This window comes from Persicirhabdus sediminis (assembly GCF_016595495.1).
Classification (GTDB): domain Bacteria; phylum Verrucomicrobiota; class Verrucomicrobiia; order Verrucomicrobiales; family Akkermansiaceae; genus Persicirhabdus; species Persicirhabdus sediminis.
Genome location: NZ_JAENIM010000041.1, coordinates 216,513 through 241,057, shown reverse-complemented (window position 1 = coordinate 241,057; position 24,545 = coordinate 216,513). Strand labels below are relative to the sequence as shown.

Below are 24,545 nucleotides of genomic sequence, written 5' to 3'. Positions count from 1 at the left end.
TATGATCACCGATACTCACTGCCATCTAGCATCTCATAAATTTCCAGCTGACGAAATCCCCCAGCTGATAGATCGCGCCCAAGAAGCCGGCGTCCACCGTATGATCACCCTAGCTACCAGCTTAGAAGATTTTCCATCTAACCTCCAGCTGGCTGAACAATACGATTCTATCTACTGCTGCCTCGGCATTCACCCGTGTGACGTTCATGAAACTCCCGACAGTTACCTAGCAGAACTGAAAGTCCATGCGCAACATGCCAAGTGTGTTGCCATTGGTGAAACAGGCCTCGACTATTTCCACCCAGCTCCAGATGGCTGGACAGAAGCCGACTATCACCAACGCCAGCGTGACTTCCTAACATCACATTTTGAACTCGCCGCAGAGCTCGGATTAAACATCGTCATCCACACTCGTGACAAATCAGGAGACCAATCATTCAGAGATGCGCTGGCCATCTATCGGCTCTATGCCCACAAAGTTAGAGCTGTCTTCCATTGCTTCCTAGGCCCATGGCAGCGCGGCGAAGCGGTCGTTGAGCTCGGCGGAGTCTTATCCTACACAGGGATTGCAACCTTCAAAAAATCCACCGACGTGCTAGATGCAGCGGTGCAAACACCAGCTGGAGCCATCATGGTAGAAACCGACGCGCCATACTTAGCGCCAGTGCCACACCGCGGCAAACGCAATGAACCTAGCTACACCCAACATACAGCTGAACACATCGCCAAAGCTCGAGGTGAGTCATTAGAATCATTTGCAGAACATAGCGAAAAATGTGCTAAAGAGTTCTTTAAGTTAGCGTAATGAATATAACAAAACCCTAGTGCATAAATTTGCCAAAGATCCATTTTACTTATCAAATCCAAAGTGATATCTTCTATTCAAATGAAATCATTATTAATTTTTCCATCTATTATTGCCTTTGCAGCCTTCACTTCCTGTACTCCAACAGACAACTACGACGATAACCCGTACGGAGCTCCAGCAGCTGACGCAGGCGGCAACCCATACGGAGTTCCTGACGATGCTTCACAGGCACCTTACCAATCTCTACCAGGTGTAGCGGACTCAGCGCCACAAACCAGTGCTCCAGCGCCGAGCCCTGAACCAGCAGCTATCGCAAGCACTCACTCAGTGGTTCCAGGTGATAGTCTTTGGGCTCTCTCCAGAAAATACAACACAACAGTAGAAGCTATCCAATCAGCTAACAACCTTACAACAACAACTATCAGAGTAGGCGAAACACTTCGCATTCCTGCTCCATAAGTAGCTGAATCGAAAAATTTCAAACAAACTAACAAAGCGCTCAAGTCGACCTCGACTGGGCGCTTTTTTTGCCTCATCATCAATGCCAGCTAGCATATATCATTAGCCCGATAAGGGGTGCTAGCGAGATTGACGGCTGCTCATAGCAATGGCATATTTCCACCGCAGCCCAGCTACAGTTGTATCCGCTATTATGAAACGCATCAAACTATCTCTTAGTATCGCCTTACTCACCGCATTTGCCCTACCTAGCAATGCTCAGGAGATTCCTCGCTACGACAGCCGCCAAGAAACTCTTGAGCGATTGTTCAGCGCTCGAAGCGAAGCGGCGCTGCAGCAAGCAATCGACGAAGCGCGCAAAGCTGGATTTAGTGAACAATCTCTAACTGAAGCCAGATTTCTATTCTTAATCGACAAACAAGATCACCGCGCATTAGCGGCAATGGCAGATGAACTGGAAGCCAAGAAAGATACGTTCAGCCTTAATGACTCGGAAATCTTCAGCCTCGAAGATGACTGGTTAGCAATCATCTCATTCACCAAATCTCTAGCGGAGTTAGAACAAGGCAATATCGAGGGCTTCAAAAAGAACATCACCGAAGCCTTTTGGTTAAGCCCTCAACAAGCTTCAGCCTATACGCCTATCATAGAGAAAACCAAAACCGCCGAAGCCATGAAGCAGCTCACGCTAGACCTTGAGCAACGAGTTCTGCAACTCAATGTCGATGATGGCATTGCCCTTAAAGAAACTCTAAAAGGTAAATCCGCAGCTCTAATCCATTTCTGGTCTCCGTGGAGTGAAGCAAGTGAAGCTAGCATGGCTGATTTTATCCTCACTGCTAGAGAACTCAATAAACACAACATCGCGATTCTTCACACCCTGATAGACATCACGATCGAGGGCAGAGGCGAGGGCCAGTACATCTACAAATTACACAATAAAGACCTTCCCTACTTCTGGCTGCAGGATACCAAGAACAATTCTCTCTCCGGAACATTGCGGGTAAGAGATACTCCAACAGTATGCTTACTAACACCCGAAGGCAAAGTTCTCTTCAATGGCGCTCCTAGCGATCCTAATTTTTGGAATACGGTCAAACTCATAGCTCCTGAGTTGCAAAGACCCAATGCCCAGCCTCATCAAGGCCACAATCACTAACAAGCTAATAGAAAGCAATCTCCTCAAAAGCTAACACCATTAACCTCTAATCATATTTTTGGCCTGCTGCCAAATACCCAGACAGCTATAAATTAGGCTCTTGACTCACATGTTCATTTCCCCCATACCTAACTTATAGCATCTATATTTAAGCTAGATCACCTAACTAACTAGATTATGGCAGCAAAGAAAAAGTCAACGCTCAAGAAGAAAGCTGGCCGGAAGGCTGCAAAAAAATCCTCCAACAAGGCCGCTGAAAAGCTAGCAAAAAAACCTGCTGCAAAGAAACCTAGCAAGAAAGTAGCTAAAAAGAAGCTGAGTAAAAAAGTGGCTAAAAAGACGGTTAAGAAAACCTCTAGCAAAAAGGTGACGAAGAAGGTCGCAAAAAAAGCGGCTAAGAAAAAGGTAGCTAAGAAGGCGGTCAAAAAGAAGGTCACTAAAAAAGCTGCTAAGAAAAAGGTAGCTAAGAAGGCGGTCAAAAAGAAGGTCACTAAAAAAGCTGCCAAGAAAAAGGTAGCTAAGAAGGCAGTCAAAAAGAAGGTCACTAAAAAAGCTGCCAAGAAAAAGGTAGCTAAGAAGGTGGTTAAAAAGAAGGTCGCTAAAAAAGCGGCAAAGAAAAAGGTCACCAAGAAGACCGCGAAGAAGACTTCAACAAAGAAGGTGACTAAGAAAGCGGCTGTAAAAAAGGTGAGTAAGAAGACCGCCAAAAAGAAAGTCGCTAAAAAAAGAGCCACTAAAAAGGTAGCTGAGGTAAATGCTCCAGTTCAAGAGAACGCGGAGACTAAGTCCTAACTACACCTGTTGAATAGCCGAACTAACAATTTCATCAAAAACGAGAGAGGACTCACCTCTCTCGTTTTTTATTGTATGATCGTCAGCTCAGGCGATGGCTCAGCTAGTCTGATTTTTCAGCAGATTTCTGCACCCATGGCAGGCGCATCGTGAAGCAGGTCTCCAAGCCAGGTTGAGAGTTCACAGAGATTTCGCCACCGTGAGCTTCCACAGCTCGTTTCACAATTGATAGGCCCAGCCCAGTGCCAGCTACCTGATCTCTGTTGTGATGTTTCTCAACACGATAGAATCGGCGGAAAATAAATGGAATATCGTTAGCTGGAATTCCTATACCATTATCAGTTACTTTAATCGCTACTGAGCCGTTATCATATCCGGCGCTAACTACAACACGCACCTTTTCATTGCGGTTTTGTTTGAGAGCATTTTCAATAAGGTTGAACAGCACCTGAGTTAGATAAAATCTATCAGCTATAATTAACAAGTCATCAGCCACCTCAACTTTGAGTTTAGCTTTCTGCTCGACGATAATCGAAGAAAGCCGTTCGCGGACATCATCGATGCACTCTATCAAATAAAACTCTTCAGCACTGATGTTTTGCGCAATGCCAGATTCCATGCGTGAGAGCATGAGCATTTCATCAACTAGCCGCGCCATACGATCGCTGTGCTTGCGCATCTTTCCCATGAAGCGGCGAGCCAGCTCAGTATCTTCGACAAGGTCATCGTCTAGCAAGTTTTCTAAATAACCGCTGATGATAGCCAAAGGAGTTCTCAGTTCGTGCGATGCGTTAGCCACAAAATCTCTTCTCACTTGGTCAGTATTATAACTCTCTGTGGCATCTCGCATAATTACCCTATACCAGCCGTGCTCCACACCACTGGAATCTTTATATGGGGAAACACAAAGCGACCACGCACTATCACTGCGTCCAAGGTCGCGGTTTAATGGGCTAGAAAAACCAGGAAGAACAATCGAATCACTCTGCTCGCCACCTTTTGCAACACAATCCAAGATTGATTGGGCTAGGCGGTCATCGATAAATGCTTCTATCAATGTTCTGCCATTCAGCTGGCGATCGCCACAAAGACGGCTCGCCTGTTTATTGGCAAACTCTATCAATCCATCTTTCGTGATGATTAGAATGGCATCATCTAAGTCGTCTATTAATTGATCTCGGCTAAGAACCACCCCTTTTCGGGCGGGATTAGCTGCCCCTAACTGACTCAACCTAGTCTCCAAATGAAGGCTTTGCTGATGAGCCAGAAACCACCTCCAAGATACGATGATCGTGGTGAAGGCGAACAAGATTATGAAAAAAGCATCCATTGAATTAATTGGCGAAATTAACTATCACTCAGCGTTAATACGGTAACCTTTGCCTCGCACGGTTTCCAACAGATGAGCATGTTCGCCTAGCTTGTTGCGCAAGCGCTTCATGTGCGTATCTAAGGTACGTGTATGCACATCGTCACTGTAGCCCCACACTTCACGCAGGATTTGGTGTCTGTCTTGCACGGCGCTACCACGCTCACACAAGTAAAGCATGAGCTTAAACTCAGTAGACGTTAGATCCACTCTTTCGCTGTGAATATAGAATGACAGTGTGTTTTTATCGAAGTTGAATGGCCCTAACTTAAACTTAGTGGAACCCGTTTTTTGAGTGGTACGTTTGAGTATTGCTTCCACCCGCAAGACCAATTCTTTAGTACTAAACGGCTTTGTTAAATAGTCATCCGCGCCAAGTTCCAATCCCTTAATTCTATCTTCAGTCTGGCCGAGAGCGGTAAGCATAATCACCGGGATATTCATTGTCCGCGCATCACGTTTCATTTGCTTGAATACATCGCGCCCATCCATTCCCGGCATCATAAGATCTAAGATAACAATATCAGGCTGTATCTCTTGAGCCATTTCCAAGCCCCTAATGCCGTCGTGGGCCATGAAGGTTTCATAGTCCTTCCGCTTGAGATTGAAGCTAATCAAATCTGCAATATCCACTTCGTCTTCTACTATTAAAACTTTCATTAATTAAACGGGTTTCGGTCACCCGCACCCTATATACCATGGGAAATTCCGACCAGAACAATGTGAATGTCACACTTTTGTGACAAAGAAGCTTTTGCCGATTTCATGTCAAAGTGCGAAATACTGCGGTGTCGAGCCCATCACGGGTTACGAGCAAATCTATATTCAATTCATATCATGAAACTGACACACACACTAGCCGGTATCTTCGCAGCTGCAACAGTTAGCCTTTCAGCTCAGACTAACCTCGTTGTTAAGGGATCTGACACCCTCGGCGCGAAGATGGTTCCTCAACTTGCTGAGGTGTACAAAGCACAAGGCAACAACGTTAACTTTGAAATCGCAGCTGAAGGTTCTTCAACTTGCTTCACTAACCTGCTCGCTGGCACAGCTGATTTCGGCATGTCATCACGTGCAGCTAAAGACCAAGAGAAGAACAACTTCACTGCTGCTGGCAAAGAGCTGGTAGAAATCGTAGCTGGCGTAGACATGATTGCTGTGGTTGCTAACGAAGCAAACCCAGTTAAAGAACTCAACAAAGAGCAGATCGAAGGCATCTTCACAGGCGCCATCACTGACTGGGCTGAAGTTGGTGGTACTCCAGGTAAAATCGCTGTATTCACACGTAATACATCATCAGGCACATACGCTACTTTCCAGAAGCTCGCGCTGAACAAAAAAGACTACGGTACAGACACTCAGAAAATGGCTGGTAACGAGCAAATCGCAGCTGAAGTTGCTAAAAACGTTCGCGGCATCGGTTATGTTGGTCTCGCATACTCAGACCGTGACGGCCTCATTCCTGTAACTATCGACGGCGTTGCTCCAACTGCTGAAAATGCTGACAAGTACGCATACGCGCGTAACCTTTACTACTACTCAGACGGCCAGCCAACAGGCGAAGCTAAAAAGTTCATCGACTGGGCAACTACAAACCCAATCGCTGGTAAAGTTATCCAAAAGGTTGGCTTCATCGCCCCTAAAAAATAATTTCCTTAACAAACTACAATTGAGCTAATTAGACTGGCTAATAATGCCGATCATATGCTTAATTCGCGAATAATTAAGAATTTAAATTGAACTAATTCACATATAGCCGTACTCGAGTCCCATCATCGAGTACGGCTTTTCCCCCCTTTAGCTACCAACTCGAACTCAACGCAGTAGCCTAAAAAATGAGAGCAAAAAAATCATCAACTAATGAGCACCTTCTAACCAAAAAAGGAGGCTTCCGCATCATGGGCATTGGTAAACAAGAAGCGATAAAATACTTCTTTGGAGGCAACGCCATTATCGCCATTATTGTCATTTTTTTGATCTGCCTATTCTTGGTAAAAGAAGCCTTTTTCTTCTTCCCTGACTATCGCAAGAACCTCTCGTTATACCGACTTTCAGGACAAGAATTTGCCGACTACCCAATGGCGCAGATTGTTGCCCAGAAGCGTCTCGCCTCACTAGCTACCGAGGCACGCAGCTATGAAATCAAATACCGCCAAGGCGTAGAAGGCGACATCCCAAGCCTCAATAGTGCCATCCGCAACATGCTGCGCAATAAAGTGAACAGCGAGATCACAGAACTGAAGCGCGCTGAGGAACAAGTAGAAGAAATTGATTTCTACCCGAACCTTGAGGAGTCTGAAAAACAAGCCCGCCATCAGCGTGTAGCTACAGCCCAAGAGCAGCTGAAAAAAGCAGCCGAAGAAGCCTCCCTAACGATCAACTACAACGACCTTTCCGACAAGACGCTAGAGACATCTCCTAAATATCTCGACGACCTCAGACAGGCAGCTGTCACCCGTCTGGTCACTGGAGAAAAATCAGCATTCATCGAGAGAATCGAAAAATCTCTAGCTGAAAAATCTATCGAAATCAGTAAGGACCAAAACCTGCTCGACCTTGCTGAAGCCAATACATTACTGCGTGAGCCGCAGAGAGATTTTGACCAGTTTGTTAGCAAGTTGCGTAAAATAACCATCTCTACCAAACAACAAGCTCAGCAATATCAAAGTTCGTCAGCTAGACGTCTAGCTCTGGAGTCAGGTGCGGCACTGGCCAGCTCTGATGAAGATAAAGAGCGACTTGCCATTGAGGCCAAGCGCATCCTAACAATCCAGCCAGACTACACCAAACTCAACCAGCCGCTCTACAACTCGCTCGACAAACACGCTGAGCTACAGGCCCAGCTAGAAGCAAGCACACGTGCGGCATTAGAAAAAATCCCATCAGCTGATGGATTTGAATCAGGAGCTGCGAAAAAGCGCTTGAAGGAGATCGCATCTATCAAGAGTGGCATTTACGACCTCTTCGCCGAGAACCGCGCGAAAATGGAAGTTTGGGACCACACCAAAGCCTACCCAATGAGCCAAGCAGTTACCGGCTTCTTCTTTGGCACGGAGTGGATCACTAACTCCAGCTGGCAAGATTTCTACGGGATTCTCCCACTGTTCACCGGTTCACTCGGAGCCGCTATCATTGCGGTTGTACTCGCCGTACCATTTGCCGTAGGCGGAGCCATTTACGTCAACCGCCTTGCCTCACCAGTTGAGCAAAACATCGTCAAACCTGTCATCGAGTTTATTCAGGCCATTCCGTCAATCGTACTCGCCTTCTTTGGTGTGGTTGTGCTCGGTCAGTTCCTCTTTGATATTGGCCAAAACCCAGCGCTTTCCTGGATTCCTGGTTTCCCTATTGAAGGTCGCCTCACCATGCTCAACGCCGGCATCCTGCTCGCATTTATGGCTACCCCAACCATCTTCACTCTCGCCGAAGATGCGCTGAATAACGTGCCAAAATCCTACAAGGAAGCCTCACTTGCACTCGGCGCAACTAATCTGCAGACGGTGCTCAAGGTTATTCTTCCTAGCTGCCTATCAGGCATCATCGCCGCTGTTCTGCTTGGTTTTGGCCGCATCGTCGGTGAAACCATGGTCGTTCTACTCGTCATGGGTGGACGGATTAAAATCCCAACGGCTTTCACTGATCCAGCTCACTCGATGACCGGTATTCTCGCGCAAGAAATTGGCGAAGTCGTACAAGGCTCACTCCACTGGGGAGCCCTGTTTATGGTCGGCCTCGTTCTCTTTATTGTTTCTCTCAGTCTCAACTTTACCGCTCAGACCATTCTGCGTCGTTACAGCGATCGTTAATCACTTTACACACTTCTTATCATGAGCTCTTTACCTGATAAAAAAGACGCTATTGCCACTAGCTTGAACCCATTTAAGCAAGGCAAAAGCCGTTTGAGAACCATCGAACGCATCCAGCGCTCAGTTCTTCTCATTGCCACTTATTCCATCCTCATCAGTGCCTTAGTCGTCTTTGGCACCATCATCAAAAATGGCGCACCAGTTCTCTGGGACAAAGGATTCAGCTTCCTCACGGAGAAACCTCAAACACTCACTGTACTTGATGTTGCCGCCACGGAAGGCCTAGAAATCTCAGCTGATGGATTTGAAAGAATCGTAGGTGACAACAAGAAGCTTCCTGTTGAAAACAGTGAGGAGTTTGAAAAAAGCTACCCGCACACTCGCTTCGATCTGCAGCCAGGTACCATCATCGGTGACGGCTACCTGCAGCTAATCGAAAACAATAACCACGACTTCCGCGTTGGTTTCTTGTCACGCTCTAGAGATGCCCAAGTTGGCTTCAATCTCAGCGCTGACTCCGAGTTCCGCGTCACCAGCGAGCAGCTGGAAGAAATCAAAAAAGTCGACCCTGAAATCGTAGCTGGTGAGCTGACTCCTGTTTCAGAAGAGACCAACTACTTCCGCGTCCGCGTAGAAAAAGGCGACTATGAGATTAACAAAGCCACCTACGACGCGCTCAACCCAACGACTCTGATTTACATCATGCTGCAGTCATTCAACGATGACGAACGCAATCAAATCAGGTCCACCAAGATCCCCAACAGCCAAGTCGTCACACTTAGCCAAGCTCAGTACGCAGCCTGTCTCGCTGAAGAAGGTGGTCTGCCATTCAGCAAAGTAGAACCGCAAGTAAGTGTGCAAGACTTCCTGCAATTCTCCATGCCAGCTGGCCAATACGAACTGGCTTCAAAAGTCCTGGATATTCTCAAATTAGCCAACCCAAATGCCAGCTTTGTCAGTCTGCACAATACTGAGCGTGGAGCCGTCGAGCTAGACCTCAAAGAAGCTGTTACTCTTAGCTTGCCTACAGCCGCCTTTGAGCAAGTCGTACGCGACAACCCTGATTTCAAAATCAGCAATGTGAGCAACTACGAAGTGAAAAAGCCATTTGTGCGATTTGACCTCAGCAAAGACGCTCAAATTCTCGCGCCAAATGAAGTTCAGCTAGAACTCAAAGGTGAAAATGCAGGTTCTGGAGCGCTGAACATTCTCGACGAACACTCACACTCCTACTCAGGTGGTGGTATTCTTGGCCCAATCATTGGTACCGCCCTGCTCGTCATCATCTGCATGACTGTTGCTCTGATCACAGGTATTGCCAGCGCTATCTACCTCAACGAGTACGCTCGCAAAGGAAGATTTCTCAAAACCGTTCGCCTTGCCATGCTCAACCTAGCTGGTGTGCCATCCATCGTATTTGGTCTCTTTGGCCTGGGCCTCTTTGTGCTCATCGCCCCACAGATCACAGATACACCATCATCTAGTAACAACGTTGTTCTGCGTGTGCCTCTAGCCAAAATCGCCAGCGAACCAAACCTGCGCGACATTGAAAATAACAGCATCTTCATGGCCGAAAGCCATCATAAGACATCAGACGTAGTTGCCGCCGCCTCAGCCAATGGCAAGGCTCGCTTCTACAATGGCTGGACATATCTCAGCTTCCAAGGCTGGGGAACATGTATGCTCGCTGGTGGATTCACTCTCGCGATCATGGTTCTCCCCGTCATCATTACCGCCTGTGAGGAATCACTGCAAGCGGTGCCGATGGGCTTCCGCGAAGCCTCACTCGCGCTGGGAGCCAGCAAGTGGCAATCCATCCGCACTGCGGTATTGCCATACGCATTCCCTGGTATTCTCACAGCCTCGGTGCTCGGCATTACTCGAGTCGCCGGTGAGACCGCCCCTATCATGTTCACAGCCGCCGTCGCCGAGCGCTCGCTGCTGCCTTGGGAAGGACTTCAATCACATGGATTTGGTGCCTTCTTAGAATTCCTCCAGCAATCAGTGCAGGCCATGCCCTACCACATTTACACCGTCGCCGGACGTATCCCACAATCACAATACACTGAGCCTATGCAGTACGGATCCGTACTCGTATTCCTCATGCTCGTCATGTCATTGGCTGGCGTCTCAGTTTACCTGCGCATTCGCATTCGTAACAAGATCAAATGGTAACCCCCTCCACAATCGACAAATTATTTAATATGGATACTCTCGTCAAAGAGCCCGCCGCCAAGGCAACAATTTCTGACACGCCGTCTACCACGCCTAAGACCATGGACCAGCACACACAGCCATCTTCCGCCGCATCAACACCATCAGCCACTGAGACCAAACCAGTGATTGAAATCGATAATGTTTCTTTCAGCTACGATAATGGCAAAACCAATACACTCAGAGACATTTCACTCGATATTGCGCCTAAGCAGGTGACCGCATTTATTGGCCCATCAGGCTGTGGTAAATCGACCCTTCTTCGCTGTCTCAACCGCATGAACGATCTGGTGGAAACATCCATGATCAGCCACGGTGAAATCCGCATCATGGGCCAAGACATTCACGCCAAGGATGTATCAGCCATCGAGCTGCGCAAGCAAGTCGGCATGGTATTCCAGAAATACAATCCATTCCCAAAAAGCATCTACGATAACGTCGCCTACGGACTTCGCATTCAAGGCATCAAAAATAAATCCAAGCTCGATGAAGCTGTGGAGAAAAGCCTGCGTGGAGCCGCTCTCTGGGACGAGGTCAAAGACCGTCTCAAAACCAGCGCGCTCGGGCTCTCCGGTGGTCAGCAGCAACGTCTCTGCATCGCCAGAACGATTGCCGTTCAGCCAAAGGTCATCCTCATGGATGAACCGTGCTCCGCACTCGATCCTATCGCCACCGCTAAAGTTGAGCAGCTGATCATGGATCTGCGCCAAGACTTCACCATCGTCATCGTTACGCACAGCATGCAGCAAGCTAGCCGTGTTTCAGATAGAACCGCCTTCTTCTACCTTGGCGAACTCATCGAATACGATGAAACTAACAAAATCTTCACCAACCCAGCTGAGCAACGTACAGAGGCCTACATCAGTGGCCGTTTCGGCTAAGAATCACACCCCGATTACTAACTTTAACTAGAAACAATTTATATGCACACTGGAGGACACATTCTAGATTCATTCAACGACTCACTCACCGAGTTCAAGTCCACAACATTGATGATGGGCTCAGCAGCGCTGCGCAACCTCGACAACTCCATTCGCGGATTGATCGAGCGCGATAAAACCTTATGCAACCAAGCCATCGCAGCTGATGACGACGAAGATCTACTCGAGCTCGAAGTCGACCGCCAAGGCATGGCCATCATGCTGAAATACCGTCCGGTAGCCTCAGACCTTCGCTTGGTCATCGCCACCATGAAGATTTCTTCTAACTTTGAAAGCGCATCTGACCTAGCTGTAAGCATTGCCAAGCGCTCACGCAAAATCATCAAAGGCCAAGAGATCCCACGTGTTACTGCCATCGAGCCACTCTATGAGCTAGTCAGCACCATGCTCAAAAATGCGGTTACTGCCTACAGCGACCTTGATCTCAACCAAGCCATCGCCCTCATCAACCAAGAAGAGGAAGTGCACAAAATGCACAAAAAGATCTCTCGCAAGTTCTCACGCGAAGTAGAAAACGAATGCCCAGAGTACCGCGAGTACCTCAACATTCTATTCATCTGCCGATGGCTCGAGCGTATTGGCGAGCTAGCAATCGACATCGCTGAAGAAGTTGTCTTTGCGGCTTCATCAGAAGATATCCGTCACAGCGACGATATCCCTAGCTCCGTATTAGAAGCGGCTGCTAATCAAACAAACCAAGCATAGTCGCAGGACTTGCTAGCTAACACAAGCGGTGGGAATTGCGACATTCGCAATTCATACCGCTTTTTTTGTGTCTCCTTAGTTGTCTAACTTGAATTACAACTAACTAAATTTCTTGATTTCGACTAAATTTTAGCCGAGTTGCCGATGAAAATGCTAAATGGAGTATCGCGCATTTTCTGCACGCTAGACTCCTGCATTTCCACAAGCATGTCATGCATAGGACAAGGAGATTCAGACCCGCACCAATCAGGGCCGTAAGGACACATGTCTGTGCTCTCTGGATCTTCAAAGATAAGTACAATGTCTGCTAGGCTCAACTTCTCAGGAGCCACGTTCAGCAGATATCCACCACCTGGGCCAGGCGTGCCATTAACAATCTTCTCGCGCGAAAGCACAGTGAGAATCTTTGCCACCAATGCTTGGGACAAATTACGATTCTCAGCTATTTCCCTAGAATTGGCTCTATGGCCACTAGGATAACATTCAGCTAGATAACTCACCGCCGCAACGGCACAACGAGACATTTTTCCATATCCACAATTCATACATTCATTAGGAGTCGCCACGGACTCTATCTGTAAATATAGGAATCGCAACCTTTAACAATACAGTGTAAACTAATAGACCCGCTGCCCAGATGCCCGCGGAGACCTTCCACTCTATCGCACTAGGCACGTACTCAACCCATTCGTGCAGTGTTGAAGGGATAAATCCAGGGATGATTAGACCCATGCCTTTTTCTATCCAAACACCGATAAATATCAAAATACACGCGACTGTTAGCGTCTTTGTATGCTGGTAAACATTAGGCCGCAGTAACAAAACTGTAGCTATAACAACAAAGATGGCTGAGGTCCAAACCCATGGAACTAACGCATTCATGCCATTGTGACCAAAATACATATAAATCGCGGCTTCAGCGTGAGCGCCACCCGTGTAGAACTCAGTAAATAGCTCGGAAACTAACATCAACAGGTTAATCAAAATCGTGATCCGCATGATGCTCACTAAGGTTTTCACCGCGCCTTTGCCGACGTGCATTGAAGTTAGTCGCTGGATCAATTGCAGCACCAAGATAATAAATGCTGGGCCTGCGCAAAATGCCGTGGCTAAAAATCGCGGCGCTAACAAGGCACTATTCCAAAATGGTCGACCGCCCAAACCACAGTACAAAAACGCAGTCACCGTGTGGATAGAAATAGCCCACGCAATACTGATGAAAACAAATGGCACATACCATTTTGGGTTAGGTTTCTCACCGATGAACCTTTTGTAAAGCAGGTAGCCACAGATATGCAGGTTCAATAACAGATAACCGTTAAGCACAATCACATCCCAGGTAAGCATCGATATCGGCCAGTTAAATTTCCCCACTAAGGGCAACATATGCCAGAATCGATCTGGTCGGCCCAAGTCAGCGATAACAAACATCAGACACATAACAATGGAGGCGATAGCTAACAGCTCACCAATAATCACCGTATCATGCATATCCTCATCTTTGTAGATATACGCGGGAATGACCATCATCACACCCCCCGCCGCCAGTCCTACCAAAAAGGTGAAGTTGGCAATATACAATCCCCACGATACGTGGTCAGTCATCGCAGTGCGTATCATGCCATCCCTAACTTGGATAGCCCATGCGTTAGCTCCAACAAGAGCCACACAGGTTAGGAAAATCATCCACACGTAAAATGTCCAACTTCCAGTAGTAGCTAGCCTGAAGGCAATGCGCAGAAACTTGCCATAACTAGTGGCGTGAAACGACGCGCTATGCGGCTGATCAGGTTTCATATTATCCTCTGAGTGATTACTCATATATCGTAGTAGCTGGGCGTTATCTTAATCGAAGAAGTAAAAGAAGTTAGGGCGAGTGCCCAATTCCTCTTTAAGTACAAAGACTCGTTTCTGAGCCAATACTTTGCGAATTTCTGAATTCGGATCCAACAAGTTACCAAATACCCGAGCGCCTGTTGGGCAGACTTCTAAACAGGCTGGCATTTTTCCTTTGCGAGTTCGGTGCAAACAAAAGGTGCACTTTTCCATCACCCCCTGAGGGCGAATGCGGTTACTCAGATAGGATTGATCTGGGTTGATTTCCTCCTTGGGAATCTCTGGTTTGTTCCAGTTAAAGCGACGTGCGTGGTATGGACATGCTGCCTCACAATAGCGGCAGCCAATGCACCAGTTGTAGTCGACTACCACAATGCCATCATCTTCTTTCCAAGTGGCTTCTACCGGACAAACATCTACACAGGGTGGATTCTCACACTGCTGGCATTGCACCGGCATATAAAACTTATCGGACTTGGGAACCGCATGGTTATAGTCGGCATTGCCGTGCTCCATATCCATCGACCCTTTCGTCATTTCCAGCACTCTAATGTATGAATTCCCTGACGCTCTATCATGGTTATTTTCTTCATGACAAGCTTTCGCACAACGGCGACAACCAACACAAACAGATAGATTCAAGGCGTAACCAAACTTAACACCCTTCTGTGCTTTTACGTCAGAAATAGAAACATCGGCGCCGTAGTCTGCCTTCGTCTCATCTTCTAGCCGTTTCATCACAGCCGCCAGCTGATCTTTATCCAGCTCGCGGTAGTGCATTTGTAAAAACTCATCAACCGAGGTGCTGTCTTTCCACTCCGTTAGAGGAGCCATCGCTTTAGCAAATGCAGCCACACCCAGAGTAGCCCCCACACCTTTCAGCACGGTTCTGCGGTCGAATCCACCGGATCCACCACCACTGCATGAACAATCTCCTCCACAACCACCTTGGTTCGTTTCACTCATATATGATCTGTTTAATGATTAGTTTCAGTTTTAACGGTTTTTCCCGCACGAACTTTTGGCGGGAATACGGGCATAACTTGCGGATACGCTGGCGCGTGCGGGTCGTGACAATCGATGCAATTGTTACGCTTGCGGCCACCACGCTGCAGGTCCCAGTGGCCAACCATGCCGCCGTGCAATCCACTCTTGTAATCTCGCATGCGTGGACCATGACATTGGCCACACAGCTCCATCACATTCTGGAAGGCGATCACTTGGCCATCTGAACGGCGCAATGTTTCGTAGTTATCCGCATTGTGGCAGCTCAAGCAGCTGAGCTCGCCGTGATTAAATACCAAACCTTGGTGGAAATCCTTAAGCTGGCTGGAGCTCGTCACTAACAAATTCATCTCTTTGCTATCGTGACAGGTATTGCAGCGCACCATCACCGCTTCACCGTCGTAGTTTTTCTTACCCGAGTCGACCATAGGCACGCCTGTTGGTCTGTTAATTTCTACCTCAAATTGGGCTTCACCTGGCGTCCATGTTGTCTGAATCCCATCTTCGTAAATTTCGTATTCTTCCCGCTCCTGTTCATCAATGATGTAACTGGTGAAAAGGACGGTAATAATGCCTCCGATCATCAAGATCGCGATGGCGATAACTAACCTGCCTGCATTTTGTTTATTGGCCATAGACTTGTTGGAAGATGCGTACAAAAACGCAATTCATTCATACATTTAACTCACTTCTATCTCTTTGGCTATCAAAGAAATATATTTTATTCGAGATTGTCATTACCTGAATCAATGGTTAAATATTCCTAATACAGTAAATTTCATAACTATGCCTGTTAATGCCCTATTGCTCACTTTAAACGACTCGTTAGAACAACGAAAGTCTGCGCTAGAGCAGCTTTCTAACCATAGCCAAATTGAAGTTGGCCAGCTGGAAGATCGCTGGCTGCCAGTAGTCGCGGAGAGCAACAATACCAAAAATTCACACGAGCTCCACGAGTGGATTGAACAACTACCAGGCGTCAATTTTGTCGATATCGTTTTCGCTAGCGTTTCCTAACTCCCACTAATCAATCAACCAACCATCTATCCTTATGTCATCCATCGAGCGTCGTGATTTCCTAAAAATATCGGCCATGGCAGCCGCCACCTCCATTGCCAAAGCAAAGGCCGGTGTGGCGCCAACACAACATGGCCAAACCATCCAAGGTATCCACTGGGACAAAGCTCCCTGCCGGTTCTGCGGTACAGGCTGCCATGTCAAAGTAGGCACCAAAGACGGTAAAGTTGTTGCCATCGCTGGCCACGAAGACGCAGAAGTAAACAAAGGGCTGCTCTGTGTGAAAGGTTATCATGTCGGCGGCATCCTCTACGGCGAAGACAGGTTGACGGAGCCAATGCTGCGGAAAAATGGCAAACTCGAGCCCATCAGCTGGGACGAAGCCATCGAAGTCATTGCCAAAAGAATCTACGAAAAACCCAAAGAATTTGCCATCTACGGCTCAGGCCAGTGGACCATTCCAGAAGGATATGCAGCGCAGAAATTCATGCGAGCAGGTCTATCAAACAACCACCTCGAACCCAATGCCCGCTTATGCATGGCCTCAGCAGTTACCGGCTTCATCTCCACCTACGGCGTTGATGAGCCAGCTGGCTGTTATGACGACCTCGACGAAGCCGATGTGATTATCCTCTGGGGTAACAATCCAGCTGAAATGCACCCCGTATTATTCTCGCGTATCGTTGACCGCAGGTCACGCGGCGAAAAAGTCACCATCATCGACATCGGCACGCGCAGAACCCGCTCTACCGAATTCGCCGATCACTACATGAATTTCAAACCCCAGACAGACCTAGCCATTGCTAACTGCATCGCTCACTATCTGGTAGAAAACGACCTCTACGACAAAGAGTTTGTTTCCAAACACTGCAACTTCCGCATCGATGTCGATGACGAAACTCGCGACCTCATGGGCCGCCCGTCCACCTTTGAAGAATACAAAGAAAACCTCAAAACCTACACATTTGAGTATACGAGTGAGCTATCGGGCATCCCTGAAGAACAGCTGAAAATCCTAGCTGAAACCTTTGCCGACAAAGAGCTGAAAATCACCTCGCTCTGGTGCATGGGCATGAACCAGCATTTCCGCGGCACCGCCATCAACCGACTCGTCCACGGCATTCATTTGCTCTCGGGCCACTTTGGCACTCCCGGCAATGCCCCAACCAGCTTGACAGGACAACCATCAGCATGCGGCACAGCTCGCGAAGTAGGCACCTTATGTCACACCTTGCCCGGTGGCCGCCTCATCGCCAAAGAATCAGATAGAAGCGACTGCGAAGATAGGTGGAACGTGGAACGTGGGCGCATCAACCCGCAGATTGGCTACCACACAGTGAAAATGTGGGAAAAATTCTGCACACCAGCAGATAAAGGTGGCGACATTTCCACCATCTTTGTACAGGTCACTAACCCTGGCCACACGCTGCCTAACTTAGCCAAACTTTTCACCGCCAAGGAAGGTCTTGATGACAAATTCCTCATCGTTTCCGAAGTCTATCCAACAGCTACAACCAAGCTAGCTGACCTCGTTCTCCCAGCTGCTCTTTGGGTAGAAAAAGGCGGTATTTACGGCAACTCAGAGCGCAGAACTCAGCAATGGTTCAAACAAGTCGAACCGCCAGGGCAAGCACGCGAAGACGCATGGATGACCATTGCCATTGCTAGAAAACTCTTCGAAATGGGTCACCCTGGCATGAAAGACAAAAACGGCGACTTCCTATTCACCGTCAAAGACGAACAAGGTGAAGTCGTGCCTATCTGGGACTACGATCATTACCACGACATCAATACCGACAAAGCACTCTACGAAGAATACCGCCCATTCAGCCACATGAAACACAAACACGTGGCCCCATACGATGTGCTGGTGAAATCACAAGGACTGCGCTGGCCTGTGGTTGAGCAGAAAGATGGCACCTTCCGTGAAACCCGCTTCCGCTTCTCTGAATTTGACGATCCATTTGTCGAAAAAGGCAAAGGTATTCAATTCTATCACTCCGTCACCAAGGACGACAAAGCGCTCATTTGGTTCTGCCCGTACGAAGATCCTGAAGAATCACCCGACGAAGAATTTCCAACATGGCTGTGTACCGGTCGCGTGCTCGAGCACTGGCACAGTGGCTCAATGACCATGCGCGTAGAACAACTGCGCAATGCCATGCCCGGAGCCTACGTGGAGATGAACCCTCAGGACGCAGAAAAACAAGGACTCAACAATGGCGATCAAGCCCGCGTGATTTCCCGCCGCGGAGAAATGATTCTTCCCGTGTGGATCAACGGCCGCGCCAGCCCACCAGAGGGCACTGTATTTGTTCCTTTCTTTGATGAAACCAAACTCATCAATGACGTCACCATCGACGCCCATTGCCCAGTTTCTAAAGAACCGGATTACAAAAAATGCGCCGTTAGAGTGGAGAAATTCCATCCAGACGCTCAGCCAGAACAACCGCTACCATAAAAATCCTAACTGAAAATCCAGCTCACTTATGAATTCGGACCAAAACCAAGGGTATTTTGCCAAACACCGAGACATCCTCATGGTCGTGCTTATGATTGTGGGCATGATTTCTGTCTCAGGATTTTTTATGGGACTGCGCCAAAACAAGCTAGACGATGAGGCTGAGTCACCATGGCTAGCTGGTGCTCAAGCCAGCACTAGCGATCAGGTGCACTATCCAGTAGCGCCACGCTACATCGACATTCCCGATGCCACGTGGCAGGCTAACAATAACTGGAATAACGTGCTTACCAAACTGCCACAAAAACCACCATCCATGGCGGAAACGGTAGCTCTCACTCCAGCTCAGCGCGACCAAATCCTCATCGAACGGTTTGCTCGCCGTGCCTTTGACGGTGCGCCACCAGTGATTCCACATGCTATCAACTCGCGCGACAATGAGTCGTGTATCGTTTGCCACGCCATTGGTTCTAACTGGATTATAGCTGGCAGAAGAGCACCTGAGATTTCCCACCCATACATGAGCAGTTGCACGCAATGCCACGTCAGTGGTGATCGCGCTGGATTTGCTAGATACGCAGGCCCGACAGGTCTCAAAATTTCTAGCGACTTTGTCGGCACTCTGCGTCCGGGTGCTGGCTCTAGAGCCTATCCCGGAGCGCCACCTACAGTCCCCCACCCAGTATGGATGAGACAAAACTGCAACTCCTGCCACGGACCTGAGCAACCGCATGCTATTTCTTCCCCGCACCCATATCGCCAAAACTGTCTGCAATGCCACGCGCCTAACGACCTGTTTGATAATAGGGAAAACCATTCCATGCCATTGTCGCCCATACCTCTATCAGAATAATGGTTTCCATTGATCGCTAAAATGTCTGAGCATCGCCCTAAAGTCGTCTCGCGCCGTGATTTATTTCTCAGGTTTCGCCAAATCATTCGCCCTGAGCCAGATGAACATGCCGCTAATGATGACCAACTAGTCGCCTATACCCAAGCTCCAACAGAGACATCCCACCAGCTGGATGATGATATAGAAAACCCAGCTGGCGCACAGTGTGCCATTATCAATACAGCTAAATGCCTCGCATGGCAGGGTTCATTTTGTTCTACTTGTGTTGAGCATTGCCCTGAGCCAGGTGCGATTGCTAGAACTTATGGTAAACCCACGATCGTCGCCGATCATTGCACTGGCTGCGGCCAGTGTATCGACCGTTGCCCAGCTCCCCAAAATGCTATCCAACTAGCAAATCACCCTAACCATGTCTGAAGAATCACCTACAATCACCCAAGATCTACACCAAGCAGATATCGACGCCTCATTCATCCACAACTTAATTGACGACATCAACAAGTGTACGGAGCTGATAGAGGTCTTGCCGAAGTTTGCCGCTCAAGAATATGTCAATGATCAGCAGAATCTGGAGTTGCATGAGGCTGCCGCCATGCTTATTGCGGGGCAACTGCGAGGGCTACAAATACGCTACCAGCACGAAGGATCCCAGTGGTGGGATACCATCATGCAGGCACCACAGGGCGCATTTCGTATCACTCGTATCCAGCACAACTTCTAAGCATGCAGACCCTAGATCAACTAACGCGCCCATTGCGCGACTTACGAATTTCAGTAACGGATCGCTGCAACTTTCGCTGCCGCTACTGCATGCCTGCTGAGATCTTTGGGGAAAACTATCAATTTCTACCACATGCTGAAATCCTCAGCTTCGAGGAAGTCACCCGTACCGCCCGTCTAGCCAGCCAGCTCGGCGTGGAAAAAATCCGCATCACTGGCGGCGAACCAATGCTGCGCAAAGACCTCCACATCCTCATCGCTCAGCTCAGCCAGCTAGAAGGAATCCGCGACATTGCAATGACCACTAACGGATCCATGTTAGCGCAAAAAGCACAGCTACTCAAAGATGCAGGCTTGCACCGCGTTACTGTTTCGCTAGATGCCATTTCTGCTAGCATCTTCCGCTCAATGAATGGCGATAAATCATCCGTGGAAAGCATCATGATGGGCATCGAAGCCGCGCAAGACGCCGGACTTGGCGTCAAGGTGAATGCGGTAATCCAAAAAGGTGTCAACGAGAGGGAAATCATTCCCCTAAGCCAATACGCTATGGCTCACGGGCTTACCCTGCGATTCATTGAATTCATGGACACCGGCAACACTAACGGGTGGAAGTTAGACCAAGTCATGCCATCCGCCGAGATTCAAAAGGAACTGTCCAAACACTACCAGCTGGAAGAACTGCCACCCAGCCAGCTGGGAGAAACCGCTCTAAGGTTCAAAGCTGGCGACGCCGAGCTAGGTTTTATTTCCTCTGTCACCAAGCCATTCTGCGGTGACTGCACACGAGCCCGCCTGTCAGCTGACGGTCATTTATTCACCTGTCTCTTTGCTGCTAACGGTCACGACATCAAATCATTACTGCGCTCAGACATGGATGATAAGCAGCTAGCTGCTAGGCTGGCTGAAATCTGGCATTTCCGCAACGACCGCTACTCACAGATCCGCTCGTCGGCAACCCACACCAAACCCGAGATGTCCTATCTAGGAGGCTAACATCATGCTCATTAATATCGATCACCTTTTCACTTCCAAAGCGCACAACTACTTTGGCCACCACGGCAAACCAGCTGGAACCAGCCCTATCATCGAACAAAATGAAATCGAACTGATAGCTGGCCGCGGCATCGTTGACGATCGTTTCTTTGACTGGAAAGACGACTACAAAGGACAAATCACCTTTTTCAACTCAGCTATCGTTGCGCAAGTTCGCGATTTTACCAAGCAGCCAGAGCTACCCGCCAGCACCTTTCGCCGCAATGTGATCACCACGGGCGTCGACCTTAACTGCCTAATCAGTAAAGAGTTTACCATCAACGGCATCCGTTTCCTCGCCACCGAGGAGTGCCGACCGTGCTACTGGATGGATAGCGCTACTGGCTGCGAGGGCACAGAGGAAATCCTCAAAGGTAATGGTGGACTGAGGTGTAAAATCCTCTCTAGTGGATCGTTTAAGTTAGGCTCAGCTAGTTTACAAATCACCAGCTAGATCAGGGTGAGATAGTTATCATTTTCTAATGAGTTAGAAAATATATCTACCAAATCTAAAAGAGTGCATTGCAAGGCGGCTAAATTTTGTTCATCATCACCAAAAGAACTACTTTTGGCTCTCTGATGACTAAAACACTCAAAACTTCTGCCTTCCTTATCCTGTGTTCAAACGCGTTGATCTCAGCAGATGATAACCAGCACTTTTCCCCAGACCGCCGCAATGCGCTGAGCGTATTTGAGGAAAATGGCGAGATTTACTATCAACTGGAGCGCGATGGCAAAGCGATTCTAGCCAAAAGTACCCTTGGTCTCCAGTGGGGTGATATCGCGCCAGTATGGAAAGTCGAGTCGATGAATACCAGCCACCACAATGCCACTTGGCAGCCAGTGTTTGGCAAACGGGAAAATATTGTCGACGACTATCAGGAGCTGCAGATCAACCTCAACCCAGCTGACGGCGGCAAAGTAGATCTCACAGTTATTTTCCGTGTCTACGATGAAGGCATAGCCTACCGCTATCACCTCACCTCTATCGATGGTGAAAACCCAAATAGCGAACTATCTATCACCCAAGACTTGAGCGAATTTCATTTTGCTATCGATGGCACTAGCTGGTCGTATAATGGCGAGCGCCCAAATGTAGGCCCTGAGACATTTAGCGAAATCGACGGTACCCGCCGGCTGCCCACCACCGTCAAATCTGAGCAAGGTTACTTTTCTATCACTGAAGCACAGCTGGTAAATTTCAGCTGGATGGACATCTTTAGCAAATCCAACAGCACGCATTTCTACTGTAAAATAGAGCCTTCCACAGTAACTCTACCATTTAGCACACCATGGCGAGTCCTCCTCACCAGCGATACTCCAGGTGGATTGATAGATGCCTCACTGGTAGAAAACCTCAACCCTCCCGCACCTAACGGTGAGTTCGAATGGGTGAAACCTGGCGTCACCTTCTGGGACTGGAGGACATGGGGGTACAAAACTGACGACGGCTTCGAGTACGGGCTCGATATGAAATCATGGAAAAGATTCATCGACTACGCCAGTGCCACTAACGTCCCCTACCTACTGCTAGACGCTAACTGGTACGGTAAAGAGTTTGACCCAAAATCAGATCCAACAACGAGCCGTGACCACCTAGTCTTCCAGAGTGACAATGGCCACATCGAGCGCAAGGATGCCCCAGCTGACTGGAAAGACCCTATCGATATCCCAGCATTGATCAAATATGGTAATGAGAAAAACGTCGGCATCTTCCTCTACATTAACGACAAAGCTCGCATCAACTACGACTTCGAAAATACGCTGAAAACCTACCAAGAGTGGGGCGCAGCTGGAATCAAATATGGATTCATGCGCGGCAAAGGCCGTCAGGACAAGGTCAACAAAACTAACCAAATCATCCAGCTTTGTGCGAAGTACAAGCTGATGTGTAACTTCCACGACAACCCAGTAATGCCTAGCGGCGATTACCGCACCTGGCCTAACTGCACCACTCGCGAGTACTGTCACGCACAGGCTGACGGCAAGCGCTCATTTAGCCCAACGACTTTCCACACCTCAATCTTTGTCAACATGCTCGGTGGGCCAATCGATATGAACAACGGCATGTTTGGCCTCACAGATGCACATACTGATAGACCGCGCGTTTTCCAGCCGATCCCATCAACTATCGTTGGTGAATGCGCTCGTACATTGATCGTATTCAGCGGACAAAGTATCATTCTCGATGCGCCTGAATCTTACGCCGAGCACCCAGAGCTGTTTGACTTCATCGCTAACCAATCACAACCATGGTTAGAGAGCCGCACGCTAGCTGGTGAAATCGGCGAATACGCAGTGATGATGCGCCGCAATAAAGATAACATTCTGCTAGCTGCTACAACTAACGAACAAGCTCGCGAGCTCAATGTTGATCTCAAATTCTTAAAAGCTGGCCAATGGACAGCCACCATCTTCCAAGACGCAGCTGACGCTCATTTTGAATCCAACAAAGAGGCCTACCAAAGCAAAACTTTACAAGTCAGCGCTGAGGATACTCTAGAGCTCAAACTTGCTCCTGGCGGCGGCGCCTGCGTGAAGTTTACGCAGAGCAAATAAACAATCAGCTGAAGCAACCCGCTCGTACATTAATGCGGGCGAGAAACCCCATCCTATTTAGCTCGCTGGGAAATTGGCGTCATTCGCCTTATCCAGCGAGTTCATTTTCTTGAAGCTTTAAGCTAGTTCTTTTTTCATATCTAACTCGAGCCATGGAATCCGCGCAGACTGTAGAGTTTGCTAGGACTTTCAGCTGGCTGGCCAGCTGAGGTGATAGGCTTTGCGCCTTGCTTGCGTTTCTTGCCAAATTTTTTGCGGTGAGTTCTGAATTGATTGTTGATAAAGGCTTTGCCGCCGATGGCGACGCCGTCGGTGAAGTATTTTATTTTGTGTCGTAGCAGCTCGGCGGGTGAGATTTTGCCCTCTCTAGCACGTTCATTTTCTAGCTGGGATTTGGCATTTTCATCAGTGACAGCTGCGTCTCCTATCAGCCAGAGTCGGTATCGATGGGCGTTTTTCTTCCAGCTAGTTTGCGCTACGCGCATCACCTCGCAGAGCCCGTAGCGACAGCGTTTGCTGCCAGCTAGCGCGGCGGCGTAACCACACCAGCGGTAGTCTTTTGGATCGCTAACGATGCACGCTCTAACTGGGTTCAGATCGATGTAGGCAGAGATGGCGTGCAGCGCGGTGAAATCTTCACCAGTTTCGTATTCTTCGGCTTTGTTAGTCGACTCAACCAGTACGCTTTTGTAACGGCCCATCCATAGCGCGCCGCGTCTACCGTGAGTTTTGTTATACCATCGGCTGTAGCGCTCTTTGAGTTCTTTAACGAATTTTTCTAAGTTACAAAAACGCTCTTTGTATTT

At 48.4% G+C, this 24,545-nt stretch carries 24 protein-coding genes; 17 read left to right on the top strand and 7 right to left on the bottom strand.

The features are described from left to right. The first annotated feature begins 1 nt into the window (after nt 1). The 4 genes from JIN82_RS11745 to JIN82_RS17725 all read left to right on the top strand — a co-directional run bounded on the left by JIN82_RS11745 (nt 2) and on the right by JIN82_RS17725 (nt 3,218). Nucleotides 2-805, top strand: a complete 804-nt coding sequence (locus JIN82_RS11745) for a TatD family hydrolase (protein WP_200311840.1) — start codon at nt 2-4, stop codon at nt 803-805. Nucleotides 806-886: 81 nt separating this feature from the next. Continuing rightward, nucleotides 887-1,267, top strand: coding sequence for a LysM peptidoglycan-binding domain-containing protein (locus JIN82_RS11740; RefSeq protein WP_200311839.1), 381 nt, complete (start codon nt 887-889; stop codon nt 1,265-1,267). 193 nt (nt 1,268-1,460) lie between these two features. Further along, a complete protein-coding gene (locus tag JIN82_RS11735) occupies nt 1,461-2,426 on the top strand; it encodes a thioredoxin domain-containing protein (RefSeq protein WP_200311838.1) in 966 nt (321 codons plus the stop codon). 177 nt (nt 2,427-2,603) lie between these two features. After that, nucleotides 2,604-3,218, top strand: a complete 615-nt coding sequence (locus JIN82_RS17725) for a hypothetical protein (protein WP_200311953.1) — start codon at nt 2,604-2,606, stop codon at nt 3,216-3,218. Nucleotides 3,219-3,321: 103 nt separating this feature from the next. On the opposite strand, the gene JIN82_RS11725 is transcribed toward JIN82_RS17725, so the two are convergent. Together JIN82_RS11725 and JIN82_RS11720 are read right to left on the bottom strand one after the other, a co-directional pair. Further along, nucleotides 3,322-4,410, bottom strand: a complete 1,089-nt coding sequence (locus JIN82_RS11725; protein WP_200311837.1) for an ATP-binding protein — start codon at nt 4,408-4,410, stop codon at nt 3,322-3,324. A gap of 162 nt (nt 4,411-4,572) precedes the next feature. Further along, nucleotides 4,573-5,247 carry a response regulator transcription factor gene (locus JIN82_RS11720; protein ID WP_200311836.1) on the bottom strand — a complete coding sequence of 225 codons (675 nt, stop codon included), beginning with the start codon at nt 5,245-5,247 and terminating at the stop codon, nt 4,573-4,575. A gap of 177 nt (nt 5,248-5,424) precedes the next feature. Between JIN82_RS11720 and JIN82_RS11715 the strand changes: the two genes are divergently transcribed. The 5 genes from JIN82_RS11715 (at nt 5,425) to phoU (ending at nt 12,253) form a co-directional block, all read left to right on the top strand. Further along, a complete protein-coding gene (locus JIN82_RS11715; protein ID WP_200311835.1) occupies nt 5,425-6,237 on the top strand; it encodes a phosphate ABC transporter substrate-binding protein in 813 nt (270 codons plus the stop codon). A gap of 185 nt (nt 6,238-6,422) precedes the next feature. Beyond that, nucleotides 6,423-8,393, top strand: a complete 1,971-nt coding sequence (pstC, locus tag JIN82_RS11710) for a phosphate ABC transporter permease subunit PstC (protein ID WP_200311834.1) — start codon at nt 6,423-6,425, stop codon at nt 8,391-8,393. A 21-nt stretch (nt 8,394-8,414) separates the two neighbouring features. After that, complete coding sequence (locus tag JIN82_RS17720) at nt 8,415-10,568, top strand: PstA family ABC transporter permease (protein WP_200311833.1); 2,154 nt, start codon at nt 8,415-8,417, stop codon at nt 10,566-10,568. 101 nt (nt 10,569-10,669) lie between these two features. Beyond that, nucleotides 10,670-11,488: a phosphate ABC transporter ATP-binding protein PstB gene (gene pstB / locus JIN82_RS11700; protein ID WP_200311944.1), complete on the top strand. Its 819-nt coding sequence runs from the start codon at nt 10,670-10,672 to the stop codon at nt 11,486-11,488. Between the two features lie 42 nt (nt 11,489-11,530). After that, nucleotides 11,531-12,253, top strand: a complete 723-nt coding sequence (gene phoU / locus JIN82_RS11695) for a phosphate signaling complex protein PhoU (protein WP_200311832.1) — start codon at nt 11,531-11,533, stop codon at nt 12,251-12,253. A 122-nt stretch (nt 12,254-12,375) separates the two neighbouring features. On the opposite strand, the gene JIN82_RS11690 is transcribed toward phoU, so the two are convergent. The 4 genes from JIN82_RS11690 to JIN82_RS11675 are packed head-to-tail and all read right to left on the bottom strand — an operon-like array spanning nt 12,376 to nt 15,729. Then, the gene (locus tag JIN82_RS11690; RefSeq protein ID WP_200311831.1) at nt 12,376-12,798 is read right to left on the bottom strand and encodes an RrF2 family transcriptional regulator; all 423 of its coding nucleotides are present in this window, start codon (nt 12,796-12,798) and stop codon (nt 12,376-12,378) included. Between the two features lie 7 nt (nt 12,799-12,805). Beyond that, nucleotides 12,806-14,074, bottom strand: coding sequence for a sulfate reduction electron transfer complex DsrMKJOP subunit DsrP (gene dsrP, locus JIN82_RS11685; RefSeq protein ID WP_234041959.1), 1,269 nt, complete (start codon nt 14,072-14,074; stop codon nt 12,806-12,808). A gap of 24 nt (nt 14,075-14,098) precedes the next feature. Beyond that, on the bottom strand, nt 14,099-15,055 hold the full coding sequence (locus JIN82_RS11680; protein WP_200311830.1) for a 4Fe-4S dicluster domain-containing protein: 957 nt from the start codon (nt 15,053-15,055) through the stop codon (nt 14,099-14,101). Between the two features lie 11 nt (nt 15,056-15,066). Then, the gene (locus JIN82_RS11675; RefSeq protein ID WP_200311829.1) at nt 15,067-15,729 is read right to left on the bottom strand and encodes a hypothetical protein; all 663 of its coding nucleotides are present in this window, start codon (nt 15,727-15,729) and stop codon (nt 15,067-15,069) included. A 151-nt stretch (nt 15,730-15,880) separates the two neighbouring features. Between JIN82_RS11675 and JIN82_RS11670 the strand changes: the two genes are divergently transcribed. The 8 genes from JIN82_RS11670 (at nt 15,881) to JIN82_RS11635 (ending at nt 23,739) form a co-directional block, all read left to right on the top strand. Then, nucleotides 15,881-16,111 carry a hypothetical protein gene (locus JIN82_RS11670; RefSeq protein WP_200311828.1) on the top strand — a complete coding sequence of 77 codons (231 nt, stop codon included), beginning with the start codon at nt 15,881-15,883 and terminating at the stop codon, nt 16,109-16,111. Nucleotides 16,112-16,145: 34 nt separating this feature from the next. Then, a complete protein-coding gene (locus tag JIN82_RS11665; protein ID WP_234041958.1) occupies nt 16,146-18,572 on the top strand; it encodes a molybdopterin-dependent oxidoreductase in 2,427 nt (808 codons plus the stop codon). Nucleotides 18,573-18,600: 28 nt separating this feature from the next. Then, entirely contained in the window at nt 18,601-19,425 is an 825-nt protein-coding gene (locus JIN82_RS11660; RefSeq protein ID WP_200311827.1) for a hypothetical protein, read from the top strand. Between the two features lie 21 nt (nt 19,426-19,446). Next, on the top strand, nt 19,447-19,842 hold the full coding sequence (locus tag JIN82_RS11655; protein WP_200311826.1) for a 4Fe-4S dicluster domain-containing protein: 396 nt from the start codon (nt 19,447-19,449) through the stop codon (nt 19,840-19,842). After that, a complete protein-coding gene (locus JIN82_RS11650; RefSeq protein WP_200311825.1) occupies nt 19,835-20,146 on the top strand; it encodes a hypothetical protein in 312 nt (103 codons plus the stop codon). Before JIN82_RS11655 ends, JIN82_RS11650 begins: the two co-directional genes overlap by 8 nt. Nucleotides 20,147-20,148: 2 nt before the next feature. Continuing rightward, the gene (gene moaA / locus JIN82_RS11645) at nt 20,149-21,141 is read left to right on the top strand and encodes a GTP 3',8-cyclase MoaA (protein WP_200311824.1); all 993 of its coding nucleotides are present in this window, start codon (nt 20,149-20,151) and stop codon (nt 21,139-21,141) included. Between the two features lie 4 nt (nt 21,142-21,145). After that, the gene (locus JIN82_RS11640) at nt 21,146-21,634 is read left to right on the top strand and encodes an MOSC domain-containing protein (RefSeq protein ID WP_200311823.1); all 489 of its coding nucleotides are present in this window, start codon (nt 21,146-21,148) and stop codon (nt 21,632-21,634) included. Between the two features lie 125 nt (nt 21,635-21,759). After that, nucleotides 21,760-23,739 (top strand): glycoside hydrolase family 97 protein, encoded by a 1,980-nt coding sequence (locus JIN82_RS11635; RefSeq protein ID WP_200311822.1) that lies wholly within the window; start codon nt 21,760-21,762, stop codon nt 23,737-23,739. 140 nt (nt 23,740-23,879) lie between these two features. Here JIN82_RS11635 and JIN82_RS11630 read toward each other — a convergent pair. Then, nucleotides 23,880-24,545: transposase (locus JIN82_RS11630; RefSeq protein WP_425511516.1), on the bottom strand; the 666-nt coding region annotated here is incomplete at its 5' end.